The organism is Halocatena marina, from assembly GCF_023276375.1.
GTDB classification, from domain to species: Archaea; Halobacteriota; Halobacteria; order Halobacteriales; family Haloarculaceae; genus Halocatena; species Halocatena marina.
Genome location: NZ_JALLPK010000001.1, coordinates 1,108,697 through 1,132,537, shown reverse-complemented (window position 1 = coordinate 1,132,537; position 23,841 = coordinate 1,108,697). Strand labels below are relative to the sequence as shown.

Annotated in this window: 16 protein-coding genes; 12 read left to right on the top strand and 4 right to left on the bottom strand. The window is 51.7% G+C overall.

Annotated elements, in window-relative coordinates:
- Positions 1 to 3 precede the first annotated feature (3 nt).
- The gene (locus MW898_RS05255; RefSeq protein WP_248905224.1) at positions 4 to 1,662 is read right to left on the bottom strand and encodes an ABC transporter substrate-binding protein; all 1,659 of its coding nucleotides are present in this window, start codon (positions 1,660 to 1,662) and stop codon (positions 4 to 6) included.
- Between the two features lie 178 nt (positions 1,663 to 1,840).
- On the opposite strand from MW898_RS05255, the gene MW898_RS05250 reads away from it, so the two are divergent.
- The 8 genes from MW898_RS05250 to MW898_RS05215 all read left to right on the top strand — a co-directional run bounded on the left by MW898_RS05250 (position 1,841) and on the right by MW898_RS05215 (position 11,890).
- On the top strand, positions 1,841 to 3,889 hold the full coding sequence (locus tag MW898_RS05250; RefSeq protein WP_248905221.1) for a hydantoinase/oxoprolinase family protein: 2,049 nt from the start codon (positions 1,841 to 1,843) through the stop codon (positions 3,887 to 3,889).
- Positions 3,886 to 5,679, top strand: a complete 1,794-nt coding sequence (locus MW898_RS05245; protein WP_248905219.1) for a hydantoinase B/oxoprolinase family protein — start codon at positions 3,886 to 3,888, stop codon at positions 5,677 to 5,679. The genes MW898_RS05250 and MW898_RS05245 overlap by 4 nt, the downstream gene beginning before the upstream one ends.
- Positions 5,680 to 5,689: 10 nt before the next feature.
- Positions 5,690 to 6,091: a hypothetical protein gene (locus tag MW898_RS05240; RefSeq protein ID WP_248905216.1), complete on the top strand. Its 402-nt coding sequence runs from the start codon at positions 5,690 to 5,692 to the stop codon at positions 6,089 to 6,091.
- On the top strand, positions 6,088 to 6,570 hold the full coding sequence (locus MW898_RS05235; protein WP_248905214.1) for a hypothetical protein: 483 nt from the start codon (positions 6,088 to 6,090) through the stop codon (positions 6,568 to 6,570). Before MW898_RS05240 ends, MW898_RS05235 begins: the two co-directional genes overlap by 4 nt.
- 272 nt (positions 6,571 to 6,842) lie before the next feature.
- Positions 6,843 to 7,367 carry an NUDIX domain-containing protein gene (locus MW898_RS05230; protein WP_248905212.1) on the top strand — a complete coding sequence of 175 codons (525 nt, stop codon included), beginning with the start codon at positions 6,843 to 6,845 and terminating at the stop codon, positions 7,365 to 7,367.
- Positions 7,368 to 8,079: 712 nt separating this feature from the next.
- Positions 8,080 to 9,342 carry a glucosamine inositolphosphorylceramide transferase family protein gene (locus tag MW898_RS05225; RefSeq protein ID WP_248905209.1) on the top strand — a complete coding sequence of 421 codons (1,263 nt, stop codon included), beginning with the start codon at positions 8,080 to 8,082 and terminating at the stop codon, positions 9,340 to 9,342.
- A 674-nt stretch (positions 9,343 to 10,016) separates the two neighbouring features.
- Positions 10,017 to 10,466 carry a MarR family winged helix-turn-helix transcriptional regulator gene (locus tag MW898_RS05220; protein ID WP_248905207.1) on the top strand — a complete coding sequence of 150 codons (450 nt, stop codon included), beginning with the start codon at positions 10,017 to 10,019 and terminating at the stop codon, positions 10,464 to 10,466.
- Between the two features lie 1,187 nt (positions 10,467 to 11,653).
- A complete protein-coding gene (locus MW898_RS05215) occupies positions 11,654 to 11,890 on the top strand; it encodes a DUF8593 domain-containing protein (protein ID WP_248905205.1) in 237 nt (78 codons plus the stop codon).
- Positions 11,891 to 12,767: 877 nt separating this feature from the next.
- On the opposite strand, the gene MW898_RS05210 is transcribed toward MW898_RS05215, so the two are convergent.
- On the bottom strand, positions 12,768 to 13,238 hold the full coding sequence (locus MW898_RS05210) for a GtrA family protein (protein ID WP_248905203.1): 471 nt from the start codon (positions 13,236 to 13,238) through the stop codon (positions 12,768 to 12,770).
- A gap of 864 nt (positions 13,239 to 14,102) precedes the next feature.
- The gene (locus MW898_RS05205) at positions 14,103 to 14,897 is read right to left on the bottom strand and encodes an alpha/beta fold hydrolase (RefSeq protein ID WP_248905201.1); all 795 of its coding nucleotides are present in this window, start codon (positions 14,895 to 14,897) and stop codon (positions 14,103 to 14,105) included.
- A gap of 296 nt (positions 14,898 to 15,193) precedes the next feature.
- Here MW898_RS05205 and MW898_RS05200 point away from each other — a divergent pair, with 296 nt between their 5' ends.
- The 4 genes from MW898_RS05200 to MW898_RS05185 all read left to right on the top strand — a co-directional run bounded on the left by MW898_RS05200 (position 15,194) and on the right by MW898_RS05185 (position 22,046).
- Positions 15,194 to 16,252, top strand: coding sequence for a S8 family peptidase (locus tag MW898_RS05200; RefSeq protein ID WP_248905199.1), 1,059 nt, complete (start codon positions 15,194 to 15,196; stop codon positions 16,250 to 16,252).
- Positions 16,253 to 17,670: 1,418 nt separating this feature from the next.
- Positions 17,671 to 19,167, top strand: a complete 1,497-nt coding sequence (locus MW898_RS05195; RefSeq protein WP_248905197.1) for a hypothetical protein — start codon at positions 17,671 to 17,673, stop codon at positions 19,165 to 19,167.
- A 252-nt stretch (positions 19,168 to 19,419) separates the two neighbouring features.
- Positions 19,420 to 20,106 (top strand): helix-turn-helix domain-containing protein, encoded by a 687-nt coding sequence (locus MW898_RS25960; protein ID WP_248905195.1) that lies wholly within the window; start codon positions 19,420 to 19,422, stop codon positions 20,104 to 20,106.
- Positions 20,107 to 20,222: 116 nt separating this feature from the next.
- On the top strand, positions 20,223 to 22,046 hold the full coding sequence (locus MW898_RS05185) for an L-aspartate oxidase (protein ID WP_373689874.1): 1,824 nt from the start codon (positions 20,223 to 20,225) through the stop codon (positions 22,044 to 22,046).
- Positions 22,047 to 22,319: 273 nt separating this feature from the next.
- Here the strand turns inward: MW898_RS05185 and MW898_RS05180 are convergent, their stop codons facing one another.
- Positions 22,320 to 23,630 carry a polysaccharide deacetylase family protein gene (locus tag MW898_RS05180; RefSeq protein WP_248905191.1) on the bottom strand — a complete coding sequence of 437 codons (1,311 nt, stop codon included), beginning with the start codon at positions 23,628 to 23,630 and terminating at the stop codon, positions 22,320 to 22,322.
- Positions 23,631 to 23,841: the final 211 nt, after the last annotated feature.

Here is a 23,841-nt window from a genome sequence, read left to right as displayed (position 1 = left end):
TAGTTACGATTTAGTGAACCAGTGGTACGTCTGCCTGTAACCGGCGATGCCGTTGTCGTTGAAGCCCTGAACGTCTTTCTTGAGAGCATTGCGCGTCGCCTTATTCATCACAAACAGAGCCGGTGCGTCCTCCGCGATGAGTCGCTGTGCGTTTTTGTAAATCGGAATCCGATTTTTCTTCCCCGTCGTCTGACGTCCTTTGGTGAGGAGTTGATCGACCTTTTTATTTTCATACCACGAGGCACTAGTCCACGAGCCGTGAGAGTTGCTGTGCCATGCTGGGTAGAGAAACGTATCCGGGTCTACGTAACTGAATGAGAGGTAGATAGCAAGCATATCCGGTGTCGAGCTCTTTTTGCTCGCCATCGATGTGATTTTCGACCACGGAGCTTTCTGGATCTCGAGATTGATTCCAATCTTGTCCAGGTTTTTCTGGAGGAGCAGTCCGACGTTCTTCTCAACAGAAAGACCAGTGACGTATGTGTAGGTGAGGTCGATATCTCCAGCGGAGAAATTGGATTTATCGAGGTGCTTTCGTGCCGTCTCGAAGTTGTGCTTGTATTTCGGTAGATCAGCAGTGTGGCCCCACATCGCATCAGGAAGCGGACCAACGAGGTGGTCTGACTCTCCGCTCATGACATCGTTGAGTACCGCATTGTAGTCGAGCGCGTACGAGATTGCCTTTCGAACGTTCTTATCCGACAGCGGTTCACGCTGGTTGTGCATGAATATATAGAGCGGGTTGAACGTTGCTTTCGCGTGGACAGTTACGCCATCGACATTGCCGAGCGACGAATACTGCTTGAGTGACAGCCACCGATCAGACATATCAGCAGATCCATCTTTCACCTTCCCAGCGACCGTTGCGGCCTCTTCGACCATTTCAGTCGTTACTGTCTCATAGACGTTGCCGTCAGCGAACGAACCCCACCAGTCGCTGTTCTTTTTGAGGACGACCTGCTGCTTTCGCTTCCGGTTGGTGAGTTTGTATGGGCCGCTCCCTGCATCGTTGTTTTCCAACCACGAAGTGGCGTAATCACCATTCGTGCCAAACTTTCCGCTGTCTTTGGCGTGTTGTTGTATCTGATTTTTATTGACGACGAAGAGAAACGGAAGTGTGTATGGGAACGGGGCAAACACCTTCGAGGTTTTCATCTCCACGGTTGTCTCATCAACCGCTGTCACGTTCTGTGGCTTGAGAATATCAGACCACATCCACGAGAATCCTTGTTTGATGTCGTGCATGCGTTGGACGGAGTACTTCACGTCCTCGGCTGTCACAGAATCGCCATTGTGGAACGTGGCATTTTCCTGAAGGTTGAGCGTGTACGTCCGATCGTCGTCAGCGACCGACCAGTCCTTTGCGAGCCACGATTTGAGTTTTGGGGGTGTCGAATTGCTATAGTAGAGAAGTGGATCATAGAGATTGTGAGTGAAGATCGTCTCAAGATTGTCTGATCCTTTCATCGGATCGAGAGAACCAGGCGTCAGGGTTGTAACGTAGGTGAAGCTAGTGTCTCCTTGCTCATTTCCCCCATCTGTCGTGGTATTTTCTCCTTGCTTTTGGTTGCCGATGCAACCAGCAAGCAAACCAACTGTTCCAACCGCGCCGGCATATTTTAAGACATTTCTTCTGTCGATCTTGATGTTTTCATTTGTCATAGTATAACATTGCACATTAATGACCAATAAATGTTGTGGATCATGTCTCCCTATCGTTTGAAGGAATATCTATATCGTGCGTCGATACCCTCTCTAATGTTCATTTCGAATCCTACCATGAACGAAAAGTCGAAAGGCAGCATAAGGTATAATTACCCCCCTGTTCCTACATAATCACATGACAAATTCTCCCACATCAGACTGGCTCGCGGTCGACATCGGTGGTACCTTTGTCGATGCCATCACGTTCGACCGCGAGTCAGGCAATATTAACATAGAAAAAGCAGCTACAACACCAACCGATCCGACGCAGGGTGTACTGAATTCAAGTGAGAGAGTGGACGCCAGCTTGGAGAATACAACGGCGTTCGTCCACGGAACAACACTCGGACTCAACGCCGTACTTGAACGCAAGGGTGCTCGAACAGGGATCATTACGAACACCGGATTTAGAGACGTCTACGAAATCGGCCGCACCAATCTCGAACGGTCGGCAATGTACGACATCAACTACGAGAAGCCCGAATCTCTCGTACCTCGACGGCGGTGCAAGGAGGTCCCTGGTCGCCTCAACGCCGATGGTGACGTTATCGATGAACTCGATGAAAGCGCTGTTATCCAAGCAGCAGATGAACTCGTTACCGACCACGGGATCGAAGCGATCGCCGTGTGTTTCTTACACTCATATCAGAATGACGATCATGAAGTACGGGCAGCCGAACTGATCCGTGAAACTTTCCCAGCGGTCAGCGTTTCGGTATCGAGCGATATCACCGGTGAGTACCGAGAGTACGAACGGACGAGCACTGCCGTTCTCGACGCATATATCAAACCTATCTTCGGATCGTACGTCGAGAAGCTCGCTGGTGCGCTGGGAGAGCGAGGGTTCGATGGATCGTTCTTCGTGACTCGTTCTGGGGGAGGGACATTCACAGCTGATAGCGCGACGACAGCTCCGGTTCATACCATTCTCTCGGGACCCGCCGGCGGACTCATTGGCGCATCCAACGTCGGCGAAGTTCTCGGTCGTGAGGATCTCATCACTGTCGACATGGGTGGAACAAGCCTCGACGCCTGTGTTATCGAAGGAGGCTCTCCGGTCGTGGAGTACACTGCTTCACTCGAACACCAGCCCATGATGATTCCTGTCTACGATATCCGGACCATCGGTGCTGGGGGTGGTTCCATCGCGTGGCTCGACGGCTCCCTCCTGAAAGTCGGTCCACAGTCCGCGGGTGCCGATCCCGGCCCAATCTGTTATGGCAAAGGTGGCGAACAACCAACGGTCACCGACGCTGCGCTCGCGCTCCATTATATCGATCCCGATGCGTTTCTCGGTGGCGACATGGAACTCGACTACGACGGCGCAATCGATGGGCTCCAGCGCGAGCTTGCTGATCCACTCGATTCTAGTGTCGATGCTGTGAGCAAAGGCGTCCTTGATGTCACGCTCGCCAACACGATCGGTACGATTCGTGAGATTACCGTCGAGAAAGGGCTTGATCCACGCGACTTTTCGACCGTTGCCTACGGCGGTGCCGGTCCACTATTTGTCCCGCTGTTGGGGCGTGAGATGGGTCTCAACGAAGTCATCGTCCCGCAGGCACCGTCTGTCTTCTCTGCGTGGGGGATGCTGATGGCCGATATCGTCTATGACTTCTCACAGACACATATCACCGTTCTCGACGATGTCGATCTCAATACGTTAGAGACGTCCTTCAGGAAACTAGAAGCCGACGCTCGGGAGACCATCGAAAATGAGGGTATCGCGCCAGGTGACCAGCGGTATGAACGTTCCATCGAGATGCGGTACTTCGGTCAAGAGCACACCGTTGAGGTCGAGGCAGCGGGAATCGATTCGATCGATACGCTTGCAGACCGCTTCAAGCGAGATCATAAGACGCGATATGGGCACACGATGGATGATCCCGTCGAAGCAGTACACCTTCGCGTTCGTGCGATTGGAGAGAGTGACAATCCCGAGCTCGAACAGAAAGAGCCACGGGGTGCACCGCTCGAACCCGAAACTACCAGAGAGGCATACTGCTTTGCTGTGGACAGCTACGAGCAGTTCGACGTGTACCGACGCGAACAGCTCGCACCAAACGACGAAATATCTGGCCCGGCAATCATCACGGAAGCAACGACAACGACGGTTTTCCACTCAGATCAGCAGGCAACGATCGACGACTACGGTCATATTCTTATCACAGGGGGAGACGCATGAACACCGCCACCGATATTGACGCAGCGACAATTGAGGTCATTCGGAACTACTTGACCTCGGCAGCGACCGAAATGCAGCGAACACTCGTTCGAACCGCCTACAATACCATCGTCTACGAAATCTTGGATTTCGGTATTTCGATCTACGACCGCGATCTCAATCTCATCGCGGATTCACCGGGGCTGGCTCTCTTCCTCGGTGCGAACGACTACGGCATCGAGAAAGCCGTCGAATACGTTGGGGAGGAAAACTTCGAGCCAGGAGATGTTCTCATCATGAACTATCCATATTGGAGCGGAACGCATACCCTCGATGTTCTGCTGTTCGCTCCCGTTTTCTACGACGACGAGCTCATCGGTTACACGACTTGTCGCGCTCACTGGCTCGATCTCGGTGCAAAGGATTCAGGATACGTCCTCGACTCAGAGGATATACATCAGGAAGGAATCATTTTCCCAGGGACGAAGGTGTACAAGGGCGGTCAGCCAGATGAGGAAATTCTCGATATCATCCGATTCAACTCTCGAATACCCGATAAGGTCATCGGTGATCTGAACGCACAGATCGCTGCGGTGCGGACCGGCAAGGAGCGACTCTGTGAACTTTATGACAAATACGGCTCAGCCACGATTGAGACCGCTATCGATCGCATTCTCGATCACGGTGAACGGACCGCCCGGAAGGCGGTCGCAGATCTTCCTGACGGTCGTTGGAGTGCGACCGGTTACGCCGATGGGACGGCTCCGGACCGCAAGGAACCAATCAAACTCCACGCGACCGTCGAAATCGACGGCGAGGATTTCACCGTCGACTTTACCGGATCGTCGGGAACGGTCGACGAACCACTCAATATTCCACCAGGAATGACCGAAAGCGTCGCCAAACTCTGCTTTAAGACAGTTACTACCCCTGGGGAGGACTCCAACGCGGGGCAGTACGAACCAATTTCGGTCGTCATGGACGAGGATAACATCTTCAATGCTAGTTATCCAGTGCCGACGTTCACTATCTGGACCGCTATCATCGCTATCGATGTCGTGTATGAGGCACTCTCGAAAGCACTCCCCGAAGCTGTTCCAGCAGCATCTGGCGGGGATATCTGTGACATCATGCTCTTCGGTGAGGATCCAGAGACAGGCCGTCAGTTCGTCGAAGCCAACAATGAGGGCGTTGGCAGGGGCGCCAGCGCTGATCACGATGGAGGGAACGCGTTGATGCACATCAGTCAGTCGATGGTGCAAAACATCCCAGTAGAAGTCTTCGAGAACAAAGCGCCGATCCGGTTCAACCAGCTCTCGGTCCGTGAGGACTCCGCCGGACCTGGTGAGTATCGCGGTGGCTTCGGTATCCGACGGGACTATGAGATCACTGAACCAGTTGGTGCGCTCTCGATTATTCAGAAGACCCGGACAGATAACTGGGGATTACAGGGCGGCAAGCCTGGCGCGAAAAACGTCGTCGTTCTCGATCCAAACACAGATGACGAATCGTGGAAGGAGCGGATCGACATTCTGGTCGACAACGACGATCTCTACACTGATATTGGTAGTGAAAAATACGCTGGAATGTTCCGTGGGACGTTCATGCCGGGAGAGATCATCTCGAACAGAACCGGGGGCGGTGGCGGATACGGAGACCCGTACGACCGTTCCCCCGAACAAGTCTGTGACGATGTCGTCGACGGATACGTCTCACAAGAAGCCGCTCGCGAAGCATATGGCGTCGAGATAACCGACGACAACGAGATCGATTGGGAGACCACCGAATCGCTCCGATCACAACACAACTGAGACACAAGAGATGTCAACCAACGCTCGGACAATCGCAGTCGGCCACGACGCGGTCGGTAGTGGGAAGTCGGCTAGCACGAACGAAATCCGGCCTGAGGCTTACGAGATGGCCTCACTTGTCCGACATTGTTTCCCCAACGAATCACTGATTTCTCCGACTGTCTATGCCGACGAACGCGCCGAAGCTGATTTCGACGTTATTGATGTGGCATGTTGCTGTGATGTCGAGTTAGCCGCTCTTCTGATGTCTTTCGACTGTATGATCTATCAATCTCTCGTTCGCCACGGTGCGACACGGACTTCGACCGATTTCGATGTCTCATATCATCCGTGGATTGCTCACTCTTCCCGTTCATTCACCGTTGAACTGGCGAACGAGAGCACAACTACCGTATCAACCACCCACCCATGATACACCACACAACATCATCCAACGGACAGAACGCACCGCCAACTGATGAGCGGACGAATCCTACGAACGCACTTGAAGGGTGTCGTGAGTACGGTCTCGAAGGAGAGGGCCAGTGGATCTACGACGTGCGAGCAAAGTACGTCCAACTGGAAGAAGTCTCGCCGTCACGAGTCATCGTGGTGACCGAAACTGGTAGTCCGCTTCCCATTGGGACCGCTGTCGATCTATACGATATGTGTCGCTCGAACCATGTGCATCCGATTGCTTCGACTGCGATTGCTGATGCCCAACACGTTGTTCACACACTCGCCAGTCAACAAATTGACGAGATGATTCGGCACCGAGAGCTGAGTGAGCCGTGTTCGCCCACGGAAAGTGTTCACACCGTCGCCGACGTGGTAGCAGCCGTCCACTTTTTCGAGAAAGCTACCGAACGGGGCTGTTCTCCCGAAGCGTTCCTCCCGAATGACTGCCCATGACGCCAATTGCTCACCAATAGTACCGTACACTTCGCTATAATTGATTGCTAGTAGCGAGGCTGTCGAAACGCAATAACAGATTATTTGCGCCGGCAGGGACAGATCAAGAGTAAGAAATTAGGACCAGATACCAGAAAGTACCTCTTTCACCGCTGATCAGTCCCGATATCGTCGCGTTCACAGAGATTGATGACGATCAACGTACGAGAATCTGTTGCAGTCGTTGTGAAGCAACCGATATATTCATCAGTTTCTGAGAGTGTTCATGGCGTATGTCCAAAAATTCTGACCCGTACATCGGAAAGATAACGCAGAAAGCGATCCTGTTCGGACCAGATGAAGAGGTATTACTCACACGAAACGACGATCACTGGGAGCCACCGGGAGGAACGTTCGAGTATGGTGAAACACTGATTGGTGGACTCCGGCGCGAGTTACGCGAGGAGTTGTCTATCGACAGCCGAGTGGGTCCACTGGTTGAGGCAATGTATGGCGGCTGGGTCGACGATACGACAGGAAACCCGATGGTCACCCTCGTGTATCGATGCGAAACCGACGAGCGAACGATCTCTCTGAATGACGAACACGACTCCTACGAGTGGATGGCTCCCGAAACTGCGGCGACCAGGTTGAGTGATGCGTTTTTTCGCCTTGATCAAGCCGTCGATCGAGCCGCCGCTTTCGATGGGACAGCACCGTTTACGGCAGTGACGGATCCATACGATGCTACCCGCACCTGTAGTGAGACCGTCTTGGAGCAGCTTGCGATGTATCGGGACCAAGACGAAACCGAATAAGGCCTACCGTCAGGACGGATTTACAGAATTGAGAATCGTTCAGCAGTTTGCTACTACTATAGTAGAGCTTGTTTAACCATGATTTTAAGGTATTTAGCGACCACCACTGTATCAAATTCATAGTCATTCAATAATTCTGTCAATAGTGGGTCGGATGGGTTTGGTTCACAACGGAAAGCTGCGTTCTGTGCTGTTGCGTACCCCAAGATGAATCTCATCATTCGAGCATGATCACCATAAATGATTCACGAGAGGGCACTCACATCCACTCTCCCTCGAATCTACATTTGAACACTCTCACAAACACCGGCAGCGTCATACCAAGAGCTGGGCGCTGGAATGAGATTAACGCAACCACCTTATTCTCCGTCTGTAAACGGAGACTCCCATGTCATTACAACTGTATTATCGTAATGGATATTGATACGCCATATTCCCATGGAAGTAAACAGTTACCTGTCTCACACTGGAAGTGAATCAAGTGGTCTATCTCCTCGTATTGTCTAATCGAAACCGATTCTCACATTTGGGTTCATCTTCGTCAAGATCATAACTTTCCAATAGCACTCATATAATATGAATAATCAACTATACTATTTTCGAAAACTCCACTACTTCGTGCATATTGAAAATGATTATCCCAGATAACTATTATTAATTAGAACAGACATAAATCGGTAATTTGATGCCCTTGTTTGCAGGAATTTAGATAATGGATTGGACCCGACGCCGGTTTCTGTTGAGTACGTCACTTATAGCCGCGATGACTGGCTGCCAACAGTTGGAATCTGACTCACCTTCTACAGCGAGCCACCGATCCACTGATTCATCTCCATCAGCTACAACACAGTCATCTCCAGAGCCAGAGAGACAGAGTACAGCGACTCAGAGCCAATCACCAACCACAGAGACGCAGTCAGCGGAAGTCCCCGCTCGCTCCGAAACTGATACTCCAGCAGATTCCCCAGCTCGGTCTGAAACAGATACTCCGACTGACTCCGAATCTACCGATACGCAGTCATCTGCGGAGTCAGAATCCGAGACCAAGGAGGCATTGTACGTTGGCGAGACGATTCCGACGATGCCGCACGCTCCGCACGGTGCAACGCTTCCGACGGGCACGAATTTCCATCCGTCGGACGCCACGCCCGTGTTGCGAGCCAGTGACGTAACCGACTACGGAGCCGTTGATTACGTTGCGGATCCGTTCATGTTCGTCGAAGAGGGCACGTGGCACATGTTCTTCGAGATCGTCAACGAGAATCGGAGGCCGGACGCCCCGATTGGGCACGCCACCAGTTCGGATGGATTACACTGGACCTACAACCAGGTCGTGCTCACGAAGCGATACCACACATCCTTCCCGCTCGTCTGGAAGTATCAGAACGAGTATTACATGTGCCCACCGACGGGAAAGAAGGTCGAGCTGTACAAAGCCCAGCGGTTCCCCACCGACTGGACGCATATCGGCAACGCGATCGATGTCGAGTATTACTCGCATGATCCGACGTTCGTCCGGTACAAGGGGCGGTGGTGGCTGTTCACCGAGCGGGGCAACGAGAACGTAATGGTGTATCATTCGACGGATCTCGAACGCGAGGGGTGGATTCCACACGAGGGCAACCCCGTCGTCACGGATCGACTCCAAGCAGGCCGACAAGGCGGCCGACCAATCGTCGTTGACGATCGGCTGTTCCTCTACTTTCAGGACTCTGTCGAAAATTACGGCGATCGCATCCGATGCTACGAGGTGACCGACCTCTCACCATCTACGTACGCCGATCAAGAGGTTTCCGGATCGCCCGTGCTCCACGAGTTCGGCAGCGACTGGGCGAACGATGGAATGCACACGTTCGATCCGTGGTGGCTCGGACCAGGGAAGGGCTGGCGGTGTGCGGTCGATGGGGTTCGTGCGCAGGAGTCAAGCGAGGATCTGTGGACAATCGGTATCGTCGATATCCCACCCTCAACGTAGTCATCCTCACCAGTATTGTTAATTGATGCGCTCGGTAGTCACCTGAGCAGTACCGGTGCAGAGATTAATGGACGGTCACAAGGTACGTGATGACTTCTGTGGACCCTTACTCTTTGATCATACGATCATCGCCAGTAATTCCCGCGATTATACCACGTTGAGTGGTCTCATAGAATAGTCTCTCCAGAGTAAGTTCGTCTATCAACGCATTGAATATTGGATGATTTAATATGTGATGGTAGTTTACGAAATATCGGCGGCAACGCGGGAAACTGTACGGGGTAAGTTGTCCAACCTCCCGCTACCTGCCGCATCCCTCGGCGACAAACGCCATCCAACCGAGGGGGTACATGCAGACCGTATCCACCGCACGAAGCAACCGATTCACTCGGTTTCGGATTGTCCATCACCATCCTCACTTCGTGTGGCACACCGTGGCGGCCTCAAAGACCGCACCGGCTTCCCCATTGACCGGTGCTCAGAGGACGCCCATGTCCAACTCCATGGATTGATTGGATTTTTAACTTGAGAACCATCGATACAACGAGTCGATACATTCACTAGTGGTGCAAAAACCGCACACAATGAGATGGACAGTATCAAAGGTGGTTTGCTGATCGTTGTCTACACTGCGCCAGTCTTATTTACCCGGATAACTGTTACCCGTGTTGTATATGGATAACACAACGATTCGTGATTCAGTCGGGTATCAACTGGCGTACGCCTCGAAACATCAACAAAATCAACTCATTACAGCACTTGACGAACTTGACCTACAAGGAGGGCAGGAACTCGTTCTTGCCCAATTAGCAGAAACGGATGGGTGTTCTCAGTCCGACCTAGCTGAGGCGCTCTCTGTGAAACCTCCTTCGATCACCAAAGCCGTACGAAAACTCGAAGACGTCGGTTTCGTCGAGCGTCAACGGGATCCAGATGATGCACGAATTCAACAGGTATTTTTGACCGAAGAAGGGGAAAAGATGATACCTCCGATTGAAGCGTGCTGGAGTCGCACAGAGGAGACAATGCTAGACGGATTCACAACTGAGGAACGACTTCTGTTACGGCGGATGCTAATACAAATCCAGGAGAATATCGGTATGCCATATGAAACAAAAGAATGACAGAATAGCTTTCACAGGGAATGATTTTACGAGTGAGAGGGCATTGAATTGGTGATCCGGTTCATGAAGAGGATACTGTTCAAAATGCTCGCAATTGCCACGATACGCTCCTTTGTCTGCCACAATCATTGGTTTGAGGCTTTCACAATTGTGTTGATCCGTAATAATCGTGTCTGCACAGGCGCGTCTGAAACGATTCTGGCCATGAGATGATACTTAACCACGTAAAGATTAACTGAATAACGAATATGTCGCTAAACGCAACATTCGATTCTGTGTTGGCTGATCGAGAGACGGACGAGCAACAATGGAATAATTACACTCGTTGCCGGAGGTGCTGGGCAGATTGATGCGGGAAACGTCCACGCGTTTCTCAATAGAGATGCAACGGTAATTGTACCGTCACGGAGTCAAAAACACCTCAATAATCTCTACAACCATCTCGAATCGACAGGTACAGCGACAGATCAACTCACGACCCTTGTTGGAATCATCGGTCAGATCGACAGCGAGGAGGACCTCCGAAGTACCGTTCTCATGTAATATGCTTATGCAAGCACTCGCGCAGTATGTAAGCAGAGACGGTGGGGCCGTACGGATCGACGAGCTTGTTCCGATATCACATCTCGGCACTCGATCCAAGACGGACATCAACCCCGATAGCTGCCCGCTGAAGTGTTCGGCTCTGTTGCGGTTGCACTCGCTACAAAAAAGGACGATCACGAGAAGACGATCGGTGTATACAGTCAGTCAGATACCCTCCGATGGGAAATAGAATCTGATGAATGGATATCGGTTTAAAAGCTGGGAGAGCAAAGATATGAGACCGGTCGGGTGATACAGTACTAAGACAGGATATATTACAATTCGTCGATCCAATGACTATCGAATTGATATTTAGATCCATCATTGTTGACACCTGTGGAGAGAGTGTATTTGTTCCAATTTTGGTATTTATACCACGGTCGTCGATGAGCATATCATTCTAACGCATTTAGGGAAATTCGATGTTTGTGTTGGATTGTGAATGGGCGAGGAGTGCGCTTAGGCATGTGCCGAGCACAGACTACATCGAATCAATCCCGCAGTGTCAGCACAACAGATACGACGCTATCGATCGGTGATATACCACACTGGCATGTGCAACCAAAAGTCGAATCCGTATTCTTGCCGATCAGTATCATGCAATGACAACGATCACAGAAGCCGATGAAGGAAAATCCGTTGTTCACGAAGACACGACGGTCGGTATCGTAGCCACCGTTGAACATGGGACAGCCTACGTCGATCCAGACCCGGGAATCACAGACCGTGTGAAAGCAAGATTTGGATGGGCAGACATCGAAGAAGACACCTATCCACTCCAAGAGCGAATAGTTGCTGAAGTGACAGACGATGAAGTTCGGCTTCAGTCTGGCAGCTAACGTTCACGATCTCACTGCACAGAGTAAGTCCGAAATCAATAGTCAGTGCTCGTCCATCGAATAGTGAAAGGGGAGTTTATTGCGCGCAGACTCCCTGCACTTGGTTCCGATACGAATGTCCATGGCACCTATACAACACTGATCGCTTCCTCCGTCAACGAGACGACTTGCTCGCCATCCAGACGGATATCGCGCTGGCGAACCAGTGATGACCCTACTAACTCTGTTTCTCGGCGGGAGCGTGGTCCATCCCATTACAAGCGTATGTTTGTAACAGCGTACAATTTATGTACATTTCTGTTTGCCACAGTTGTGAAACAGCAAAGACAGTACCAGAGATAATCGAATTTCTTCCCTTAGCTGTGTCGCAGTGCCGGGATAAAACAGATCAGGGGTCACTGTTCACTACGATCTAGTCAGTCAAAAGTCGATGAATCAACCACGACACCGCTTCTACGTTGTCGAGACTAATCGGTGTTGTATCGATTGATTCACGCTGGTGATCGCGTGGCCGCATCCGAACGGTGCACGAGACGAGAAGACAAACTAATAGCCGACTTTGTTCGCTGTTCCAATTTAACACCCAACAAAACACTAATAGTAATCGAACTGGCAAACATAGGACACAAATTACAAAGATCAGAACATGCAGAGCTGTCGCGACAAACACTACAACAGTCGTAATCCGGAGGATCGATCGTCGTATGAGACACACTGGTACTGGGCACTACCAAAATACATTCGTCGACCAGATGAGTGTTGGTTTTGAAAATATTCGTACGTCCAACGTACGTGAGTTAAGTGACTGTTAGTTCGTCATCAGTGCCTCAAACAGCAGACAGTCGTCGGGAGCGACCCTCGTCGTTTCAATGAGCAGTCACGACTCGTCGTGAACCCGCCACGTGAGAAGCGATTCAGCTGCGTAGTTAAAAATGAACCCAAACCCGATACCGATGAGGTTCGCGACGAGATACCAGACGTGTAGCCATGTGGTGAGTACAAAGAGGACGACCAGACCGATGATAATACTGCCAAAGCGGTTGATATTCGACTGAAACACTCGCCGGTAAAGTGGCTTGTCGCGGTGATTACGGAAGGTCCAATTGTCGTTTATCACGAACATCGAGAGGATCGAGCATTCCTTTCCGATGGCGGCACTAATGAGAGTGGAAAGTTCGAATCCGGAAACGAGCGCGATGAGAGTGATATTCTCGATGAGACCACCAATAACACCGACAATGATGAACTGACTGAGGAGCGCTGGTTGAACAAGAGCCGATGGGATGAAGGGAAGATCCTGAAGTCGTGCAACGAGTGTTGACGATTCGAGTCGGGATATGAGAGACATGTTGGTACACTCCTAGTATTAGTAACACGACCGCAGCGATGATCGTTTTATCGCTTGCCAATAATCCTCATCAGATCTTCGACTGTTGAAATTCTTGAAATACACTCTGAAATTCTGTCAATCCGATAGCATACGATAAAGCACATTGAATAATCGATGGGGGTTCTGGCTGTCTGAAGCCATCTCAAAAGCACAAATCAGAACTTAAAAATTTCCGCACAATGACGTCACCATACAGATTTCATACATCATTTGCTACGTCAAAGGCGTAGTAGCACAACAAAATACAGCATTCACGTCCTGAATACCGTCGTTTGGACAGCCACAGTACGTAGATGAGTAGCGATACCGATCGACTGATCGGCTTCCGACTCAAATTGATGTTGCCACCTCAGGCACCAAATGGTGGGCCGTATCAACATATGAACTAGATCGATACAACTGACAATGAATCATCTATACCACCTAATCATCAATAATACGGTTGGATCTCGTACTATGATGAGTCCTAATTTTCCATCACAGTTCCGTCATTGAATTGAGTCATTATTTTTAATTGAATAGACCCCATTCGTATATCGTCGGATGAAGGAATTTGTCATCCTCAGCGTGTGCTCGGTAACGCGCTATTGAGAGCCTTAACGGCCCGTACGACGAAAGACACGCCACCTCGAGGAACAAGACACGGACAGCTTTGGCGACACCGAGTCGCAGCTGACAGATTTCTTTTTCGCTCGGCGTATCGTGCTTCTTCCGGCCACAAGAGGAGGAGTGCAGAACTGACTGGTGAATTGAATCGAGTGAGTTTGGATGGAATATGACAGTAGCAAATACTGACCAGCGTCAAAAAGTGGTCAATCTCCGCTATACTCGCTGGAGAAACGTGCGTAGTTCAGCGTACGCAGCGTCGTACTCATCCCGAAACACACAGTGGCCAGCGTCAGGAATGTGGACCAATCGCCCGTGCGTGAGTTCATCAGCGACTTCTCTGTCGTTGACCCGCCGTTCAGTGTCACCGTCAGCCTTCAGCACGAGCGTTGGGCAAGAAATCTCGCCGAACGTGTCCTTCAGTATGGGATAGCCTTCACGGGCTATTTCAGCGATAGCCGGGCGGCACTCGGTGTCTGCTACTACGAGGCGTCGCGTCCACTCTGAATCAAGGTCGTTATCGTACTCGCGCATCACATCCTCAACCGATCGATCAGCTCGATCATTGAGGCGCTTCATGACGATCTGTGCACGTTCATCAGGATCTCTGTCCGGCTCGCCGTACATGCCTGCGGGGTCTTCGAGAACTACTGCACGCGGAAGAGTAGGATGTTTTGCTGCCGTCGACGCCGCCGTCGCGCCGCCCATCGAGTGTCCGAGTAGAATCGGATCGTTGAGATCCAACTCTGTGACGATTCCAACGAGGTCGGCGACCCGACTTTCGGTATCGTACCCAGTTTCGGGAGCGTCTGATAGTCCGTGGCCGCGAGCATCGTACATTATCACGTCGTAATCGTCTGCGAGATCGTCAGCTAGTGGGGCCCAACAGCGCCCGTTGTCGAAAAATCCATGGGCCATAACCAACGGTGGACCGTTCCCAGTTCTGTAGTACTGTAAATCGACCCCGTTTACAGACACAGTCTCTGTCGTCCAACCCTCTGGAATGTTCATACTGATGACTGTCAAACATAACTAAAAAGGTTCGCTTGTCTGATTACTCTGGGACCCTCACAATGGATGTCTACGTTATGGCTGATACGCAGTACCACAGTAGGTTGTCCCCGTCGGTCTGGTTGTCTGCAACTGGGCGTGCTTTGCACAACATCACAGCAAGAGCATTCCAGGACCGAATTCAATTCATGTGGAATAGCTACGAATACAGAATCAAGACGGTATCTCTGAATTAATTCTATGTTGGATTGTACTTTGACCAACAACGTAAGGTAGCTAGATGGATAACATGAGGTATGAACGAGCGCATCGTCTTTGCGCGCGAATCGGCTACGTTCCTCGAGGAGATAGAGTGCGATGTCATTGAAACGTATTACTTCGGAGACAGCATCGGGGGAGCAGCACTCATTGGATGTGAACCAGATCACGAATCAGCTATTATGGACGACGACCGTGTCGTCGGAATCGAACGAAACCTGCTGATCGAGCCATGCCTCGAACCGGAACACGTGAGCGAAGATCCAGACGCTGTAGCCACCATTGAGGACGTTCGTCACGTACACGACGTGCCGGACGACGACGCTACTGGAGAAGGACTCACCGTTGTGGCAATGGACTCAGGTATCGATCCGAAGCATCCAGTATTCGAGAACGTCACCATTGAACAGGTAGACGTGACGGGCGCTGGAGAGGGTGATGCCGTCGGCCACGGAACAGGTGTGCTCGGTCAGGTCACCCGACTCGCTCCGAAAGCAGATCTCATCGCACTCAGAATCTTCGGCAGCGACGGTCGAACCAAAAACAGTGTCATCATGCGCGCGTACGAGTGGCTCCACAACAATACGGAGAAGTACGATATCGTGAACATGTCGTGGGGGTCACGAGAACGTTCAAAGCAGACAGATCGGGTGCACAATGAACTCATCACGAAGGGCGTTCGAGATGTAGTTGCAGCCGGCAACTCAGGCAAGAAGGCGGGGAGTCCCGCAACCGCAGCGCGTGCGTTCAGTATCGCCGCCTGTACTGAGGAGGGCACCGTCGCCGAGTTTTCCTCGTACAACCCCAACCGAGACAATCCCGACGTGGCCGCCATTGGCAAAGATAACCGTCTCGCGCAAGCTTCGGGGACAACGATGGGGACTGCCCTCGACGGCCCATGGGTCAAGGCGTCCGGAACCTCGTTTTCTGCTCCGGAGGTGGCAGGAATGGTCGCGAAGTATCTCTCTGTCCATCCAGATACGCCACCGGCGAAGATCATGAACGATTTCGAGACAGCTGCCCGCGATATACCCGATCAACCACGCGACGGATCGGGAATAGCTGATTATGAGGGAACTACGACTGATCCGAGATAGATAGAACGGAGCACCCAGTAACACCTGAGCGTGTCACGGTACTGTCTTCGGTCACACTTGATGAGTCGACCGGGACGATCCTCCAATTCGTTAACAGTAACATAAAATCGATTCGACTGTGTGTCCCGTCTCTCTGTACTAGCACAGGAGATCCCGATAGCGTGCACTCAGCGATACGCGACTCGCTCTTGTCTCCATACTCCTCATTGCGTGAAACGTACGAGATGAAAATGTCTGGAGTTTCCGCCTCTGGTTTGAGATTGAACTCAATGAGATATCCACCGTACTGCTCGCTGTTTTGTTCCCAGTAAGTCAATGCTTCCTGTATCTCTGGGTTGAGCTGTCGAGTGCCGCTTTTTTGTCTCTGATTCCTACCATCAGCGTTGACTCGCCCTACGGATTGTCCGGAACCACGATGACTGTCGTGGCTGAATGTCCGCTGGTGTTGATGAGGTGGTGCGTGTCGATAGCTGGGTTCGTGATGGAGATTGACCGACTGTCTTATCGGCTACCGACGCAACTGTTGCTTCTGTTACGTTGATATCAGCACCCACGTTGTCTGTGATGAGGCTGGTGCACTCTGAAAAAACCACCATAACAATGATAAATAAATCAAGAGAGAGGGCAATAATAGACGAAGTGATATGTATACAGAGCATATCGGTCACCTATGTAGACATCTTCTATTACCAGTAGTGTTTGCTTAACTCCCAATATCATTGATACACGATTACTGGAATTGTATGGCCTAAGGCACTGAAGACGTCTTTTGACGAGTATCTCCGTCTCTTGAAGGAAAGGCATGCACACTGCAACAGCCGCCCCGTCCAGAACGAAGCGATGATAAGCGGATACGAATCGTTCGTTCGATCCTCAGTACTGTGCAGATGTAACTGACGAGAGAATGCTTTCGTTTCTGTACTGAGTCAAAAGATCCACTCGAGAGCAAATGCCGCGTAGGATTATTGCGGTACGTACCATCGGATCACGTCTGGCTATCGTATGTACTGGGATACATTCCTCATATTCAATTAAGACCACCTTATTCGTGGGACATCCACCGAACACCCACTCCCCATTCCCACACCATTTTTCATTTTAATTCTTGCGCCTCAGACGTGGGTGTGAATCGCTATCGGACAGTGATTTTCCACTGAGAACCTCGATTTTAAGCGGTAGCCGCACCTTACAACCGATAAGCACTGATTATCCACTAGTCTTATAGAAATTTCTACATTATACTCACGTGGTATACAACTGTGGGTAATCGATTCCAATTTTTGACGTTTATCAGGGAAAAATAGACGTATATAGCCAAAAGTTACTTTTTAGTAATCCTGTATTACCCAACGATGTCATCTGATGCAGAGAGCAAGCGAGAGAATAAGGAGAGCGTATATTTAGGCAGACGTGGGTATATGAAGCTTACCGGGGCCGTTATCACCGGTTCCGCGGTCGGTACAACGCAGATTGGGCGTGCACGCGCAGCGACCCACCACGGGATCACATTCGATCGCGTTGTCGATGCGGTCGCTGATCTGGGCTGTGATCCAAAGGGAAACGCGGACGTCTCAAGCAAGGTCAAGTCGGCCCTCGATGGGAAAACACTCGTCGAATTCCCTTCGGGGACGTATCACTGGGACGAGTCGGTAACGCTCGATACCGATCGGATCGGGATTCGCGGGACGAGCGACGACGTGCTGTTCACATTCCCCGAAGGATACAACGAATTCTTCATCAACGGCTCGTGTGATCGAGCACTGTATGAGAACTTCGATGTCGATGTGCGACCAGAGAACACCGCGACGGGCATTCGAGTTGCTTCCGAGCGAGGTTTCCACATCGAGAACATCGAGCACATCGGGCGCGGCACTGCCGATTCGAAAGACGTCACCCGCTGTTGGCAACTTCGTGTGAACGACCCGAATGCGACAGGCGTCGTGAAAAACTTCGTTGCGAAGAAAGGCTCGGCGTGGGCGCATTACAAAGGCGGTGACGGCCGGGTCGGGATCTCGGTGTACGGCGGCGAGGGGACGGTCAAAGTCATCGACTGTCATCTCGAAGAGTTCGGCAACAACGGCATCTACGCGAGCCGATCGCACAGCGCGGTTCAGGTCGAGGGCGGCACCTACCGCAACAACAACGTTTGTGGCATCCGCTTTTCGGGGAAAGGCAGCTACGTCGACGGTGCAACCATCGAAGTCGACCCGAGCAAGTACTCCGGTCCCCGCACAATGGAGGATGACTCGTTCAAACTGCGCGGTATTGTCATCGAACAAGGAAACAGTGACACAGGCGGGTTTGACGATGCTGGCGCAAAGGTCCGGAACACAGATATCACCATTCAAGACAACCCAACCACCGGGCAAGCCATCTCTATGTGGACCGGTGGCCGGACGCTTACCATATCGGACACCAAGATTGTCTTCAATAACAATGGTGCGCCTGCGATCTACCGCGAGGGGAAAACCTCACAAGGCAGTCACAGCGCAAGTTCGGGCGCGCGGTGGCTCCACATGGACACCGTCCAGATCACTGGCGCTGCAGCAGAGGGACCGACCATCCTTGCCGAAGAAGCCAACAAAACAAAGATCAAAAATTGCTATATCGAACAAACTGGCAACGGACGACAGGGTATCGCGTTACCGAACTCCCAAGGTTCCCTCGTCCAGAACAGTGTCATCGATGTCAACGCGAAAGCTGTCGATATCGACACCTCGACAGGACAGTTGAAAAACATCAGACACTCAGGGAAATCGCTCCCGAAAAATATCGGCGCATCATCGCCCACGCCAAACAGCCCGAAAAAGGCTGCCAACAAAGTCTCCAAATCTACACCGAACACAGACACCCCTTCGAACGACCAGAATGTGCTCGAACAAGCAATAGAATCGTTCATCGACACACTATTATAGATACGAGGATGTGATCGGTGGTTGTTGACGAGAGTCGAGACGAATCTATTATTCCGGCTAACCGCCACAGAATCAACTCGAATATTTTTACGGCGGGACTGTCCTCCGCCGAACCCGCACTAGTATCGTCTGTGGGATCTCATTGTGCCGGTTTCAGTAGGATCTCAATAGAACTAAACAGAGGCCAACAGAGGTTAGACGCTTCGAGGGCAAAATACAACCATGAACTCGTCCGGTGCTGAGCTCATATATGTGACTGTTGATATGTGGCACCCAGACTGCTGGACGCTGCACGTTACCCAAGCGGTTGATGCAGGCTTACTCGGATACGAAATGACTGTATCGAATAGCGAATTTGCAGACCGCTTCAGGCTGTACCGAGCGTACGGCGATTCTCGGGAGGCTGTTGAGGAACTGATCGAAGCCGTAGACGAGACTGATTTGACCGAAGAGGTGGTTGTTTTATCACCATCGACGGCACCCGATTCGAGAGCATTCGGCCCAGTTACACAGGATATACTGGTCGAATGTAACCCAGTACCAGGCACCCGAGACGCTTTTGCGTCTCGCGGTTTCATGCACTACGGTCCGTCACAACACGAGAATGGAAGGGAGCGCCGAACGCTCCTCACCATCTCAGACCGAGAGACGGTGTATCAGATGCTTTCGGATATCGAGGCGTCCTACGACGCCGACCTCACTATTGAGCGGTTCACGACCACGCACACGCCGAGTGGAATACGTGACTTGCCGAGCGATGGATTGTCTCCCCGTCAGCGAGAAGCATTTCAACTTGCCCGAGCCCGAGGCTACTATAACTATCCACGGGATGTCACCGCACAAGCTCTCGCAGAGGAGTTTGAAGTCTCACGAACGACATTCCTCGAACATCTGCGCAAAGCAGAACGAGAGCTCCTTACGGGAATTGAGTTTCACTGACTGATAAAACAGGCCGTATCAGCCAGCTTTTCTGGCGAAATCGTACTACGCGCGTTCACACCGTCATTGTGAGGTACCGACCTCATACTCCTCTGTATCGAATATCAAGTATGCCAGTGCCTCCTGAACGACCGAATCCACGCTGGGACCAGAGTCCATCCAGTGTGATCTCCGAGTGTGAGCAGACCGCACGAACGTCCGACTACGAGCACATCACTACCCCTGTGTTGATTATCGGCGCCGGGGCTGCTGGCGTTCGAACCGCCATCGAACTGGCCGAGCACGGCATCGAACCGCTGGTAATCGGCAAACGTGACCACGGCGATGCTCATACGACGTGGGCTGCCGGCGGGATTAATGCCGCGCTCGGAAGTCACGATCCTGATGATGACTGGCGGATACACGCTGCAGACACGCTGCAAGAAGGTCACTTCATCAACGATCCCGTGGCTGTGGAGGTAGTCACAGAGGCAATGCCTGAGCGTCTACGTGAGCTTGCTGAGTGGGGAATGCCGTTCGATCGAACCAACGGTGGCCGCATCGACCAGCGGTACTTCGGAGCCCAGTCATTTCGCCGAACGGCATTCGTTGGCGACCGAACCGGAAAGGCACTGCTCGATACATTGATCGAGCGTGCCAAATCCCTCCACATTCCCTATCGAGAAAACGTTCTCGTGACCGAGCTGATCAGCGATGGCAATCGAGTGTATGGCGCCATTGCTATTGATGTAGAGACTGGGCAGTTCCTTCTCTTTGAGACTGCTCACGTTGTTCTCGCAGCTGGTGGTTGTTCAGCGTTGTACGGACGGCACTCTTCACGCGACGATGAGAATACGGCCGATGGACCCGCGCTTGCGTACCGTGCTGGCGCAGATCTCCTCGATTTGGAGTTCGTGCAGTTTCACCCGACGGGGATGGTCGGGGATCGGTATGGTGAGACGTGGGATGGTCGATTGGTCACCGAAGCCGTTCGCGGAGAGGGTGGTCGGCTGTACAATAGTCACGGTGAGCGGTTCATGAAGCGGTACTCACCCGTCCAGCTAGAATTGGACGCCCGCGATGTTGTCGCTCGCGCCATCGCAACCGAGATCGACGAGGGGCGAGGAACCGACAACGGCGGCGTGTATCTCGACATCAGCCATCAGGACACAGCGTTCATCCGCGAGCGACTCCCCCGTATGTTTGAGCGATTCCAGAGCCTCGGAGTGGACATCAGCGAACAGCCGATCGAAGTGGCCCCGACCGCCCACTACTCGATGGGCGGCGTCGATATCGACTGGACGACCGGACGAACAGCTATTGATGGTCTCTTTGCCGTCGGTGAAACGGCTGCCGGACTTCACGGTGCGAACCGACTCGGTGGTAACTCCCTCGCAGAGACTGTTGTTGTCGGTCAGATCGTTGGAAGTCATATTGCGGCGCACGGTGTCGGTGAATCGACGATGCCTGATGGCGTACTTGCTGACGCCGAGCGAACAATGAGCGCACTCGTGTCGTTCGTCGAGAGCGACGGTAACGTTCATCCCTCTGCGTTAATCGCTGACCTCCGCCGGGTAATGGATGAACACGCGGGCATTTTTCGCGACGAGAGAACGCTTCAGCAGGGTCTCGAAATGGTCAATGACATCGCAGACCGCACGACGACACTCCGATTCACGGGAGGCCTCACGAGCGAAGCGTTCGAACTCGCTATCGATCTCTCGTACATGCTCACTGTCGCAGAAGGAGTTCTCCGGGGGGCGCTGAAGCGAAAGGAATCCCGTGGTGCGCACTTCCGAACCGATTTTCCTGAGACACGCAAAGTGTGGCAGAAGAACATCCTCTCTGCGCACGCGAACACTGGTTCGACGCTGTGGTGTCGAGAACCGGGACGTCCCTCCTCAGCGATCGAGTCGGCGATCGATGAAGGATACGAACTCGAGTATCACCATCTCGAATAACGCTGGACAGATGTTGCCTTCACTATTTTCCACCTGTGCTAAAGAGACACAATGTGACGTCGTTCACAATCTTAGAAAATCGCTGATGAAGTAGACGAGAAATCATTGATTGATGTTGTTTTTCGGAACACAGAGACACAGAGCATTCTCTGAGCAGAGTCAGGATATTTGTGACCTCAACACACTCGAACTATCAAGCTGTCGTGAACAGGCGATTACGTGGAGCCAGTACTGATACACATCCACCCGAAAACAGTCCTACTATCCCTGAAATCAATAATTGTCTCCATCAACGAGTTGAGATGGAGTAATGACCTCTAAATCCGTCTCCTCGACATAGTTGATAATTTCCTCAAACTTGCTTACGGGGAGCCCATCGTCACCGATAACGTGGAAATAGACGACGGCAAGCTGGTTGAATTTGGCTGCAGTGTCGAGTGCTCGTTTCGTTCCTCGGATATCGTCTCCGTCAACGCGTGAGATGAAATTCGGATTGCTCGGATGGCGGGCGTTGTTTGGACACCCTCCTTGGAGATAGCCCGTCTCAAAGAGCTCATCGACAAGCCTGAGCGTCGTCTTATTCATACGATTGTAAGGCGCAACGATATGGCGCGCTCCTTTTTTGAAGCCCAGAAGTTCGAGGGCCTGCTGACTGGATTGAAGGATTTTGCGCTGTTGTTTCTCCGAATGTTCCGGAAGTGGCTCTCCGGAGTGGACCATCATATCCCATCCACTCTTGCCCATTTCGCGCATCATCGGTTCGTCAACACGGACGTCCTTGCCGATGATTTCGGGAATGACGGCCACAGATCCGGGCCAGTCCTTCTCCTTCAGGATCGGATACGCCGTTTCGTACGCGCTGACGTGCCCATCATCAAACTGGAACATCACTTTACCCTTCGTGGATTTTGGGACCTTACGAAGATCGTCGATCAGCACCTGAAAGTCAGTTGCGTCCTGTAACGGTCCGATTTGGAGTCGTATCTCTGTGACTTTGTCCATCACCGGAGTACCATTACTTGCCGTGTAACCGAGATCAAAGCGAACCCAATCACCCAGATCACGAGGAATCCGACGAACAGCGGTGAGCATAGAACTTTCAGCCGGTGCGATGACCTCTGCTCGCACCTTGATGCCATCAGGATCGTTCACCTTCGCTGCCAACGAGAGATCGTGCTTACTCAGATCTAACGTTTTCGGGTAGAAAGACCGCTTAATCCGAGCGATAGGCTCATCTCCGCTCTTTTTTGGTTCGAGAGAAACAGACTGACCTCCTTGAAAGCTGTCCTGCTTGATCGTCGTTACTTTGCCGTAATCGACTTCCCACTGAGAGAGATCATCGAACGCATCAATCGATGTGCCGGGACCCTGAGATCCACCAGTCCCGCCTTTTGAATTAGCAGTGGTCTTGGTTTTCTTTTGAGATTTCGTACTCTTCGTGGGAGCAGGAGTGCCCGTCTTGTTTCCAGGCGTGGGAGACGCTGCATCCTCTCCACCCGAGAGCGACGAACATCCAGCGAATGACGTGACTCCAACAACACCAACGGTAGCGAGAAATGTACGACGAGTTGATTGTTTCCGCATGTGTTATCGAAGCCATTCATTGAATTCGTTAAATCACTTTTGGATTGTCAACCATATCACGTCACGTGATGGCTATTACAACAGATGAGAATCTGATATATACTGCTGATACAGTGACGAACTTTTGACCTGTGAAAAATAATAAGGTCTGAAATATTATATTTAGTATGCCTACAACTGCTTCAATGAGAGCTCCATTGGTAGTCCACCG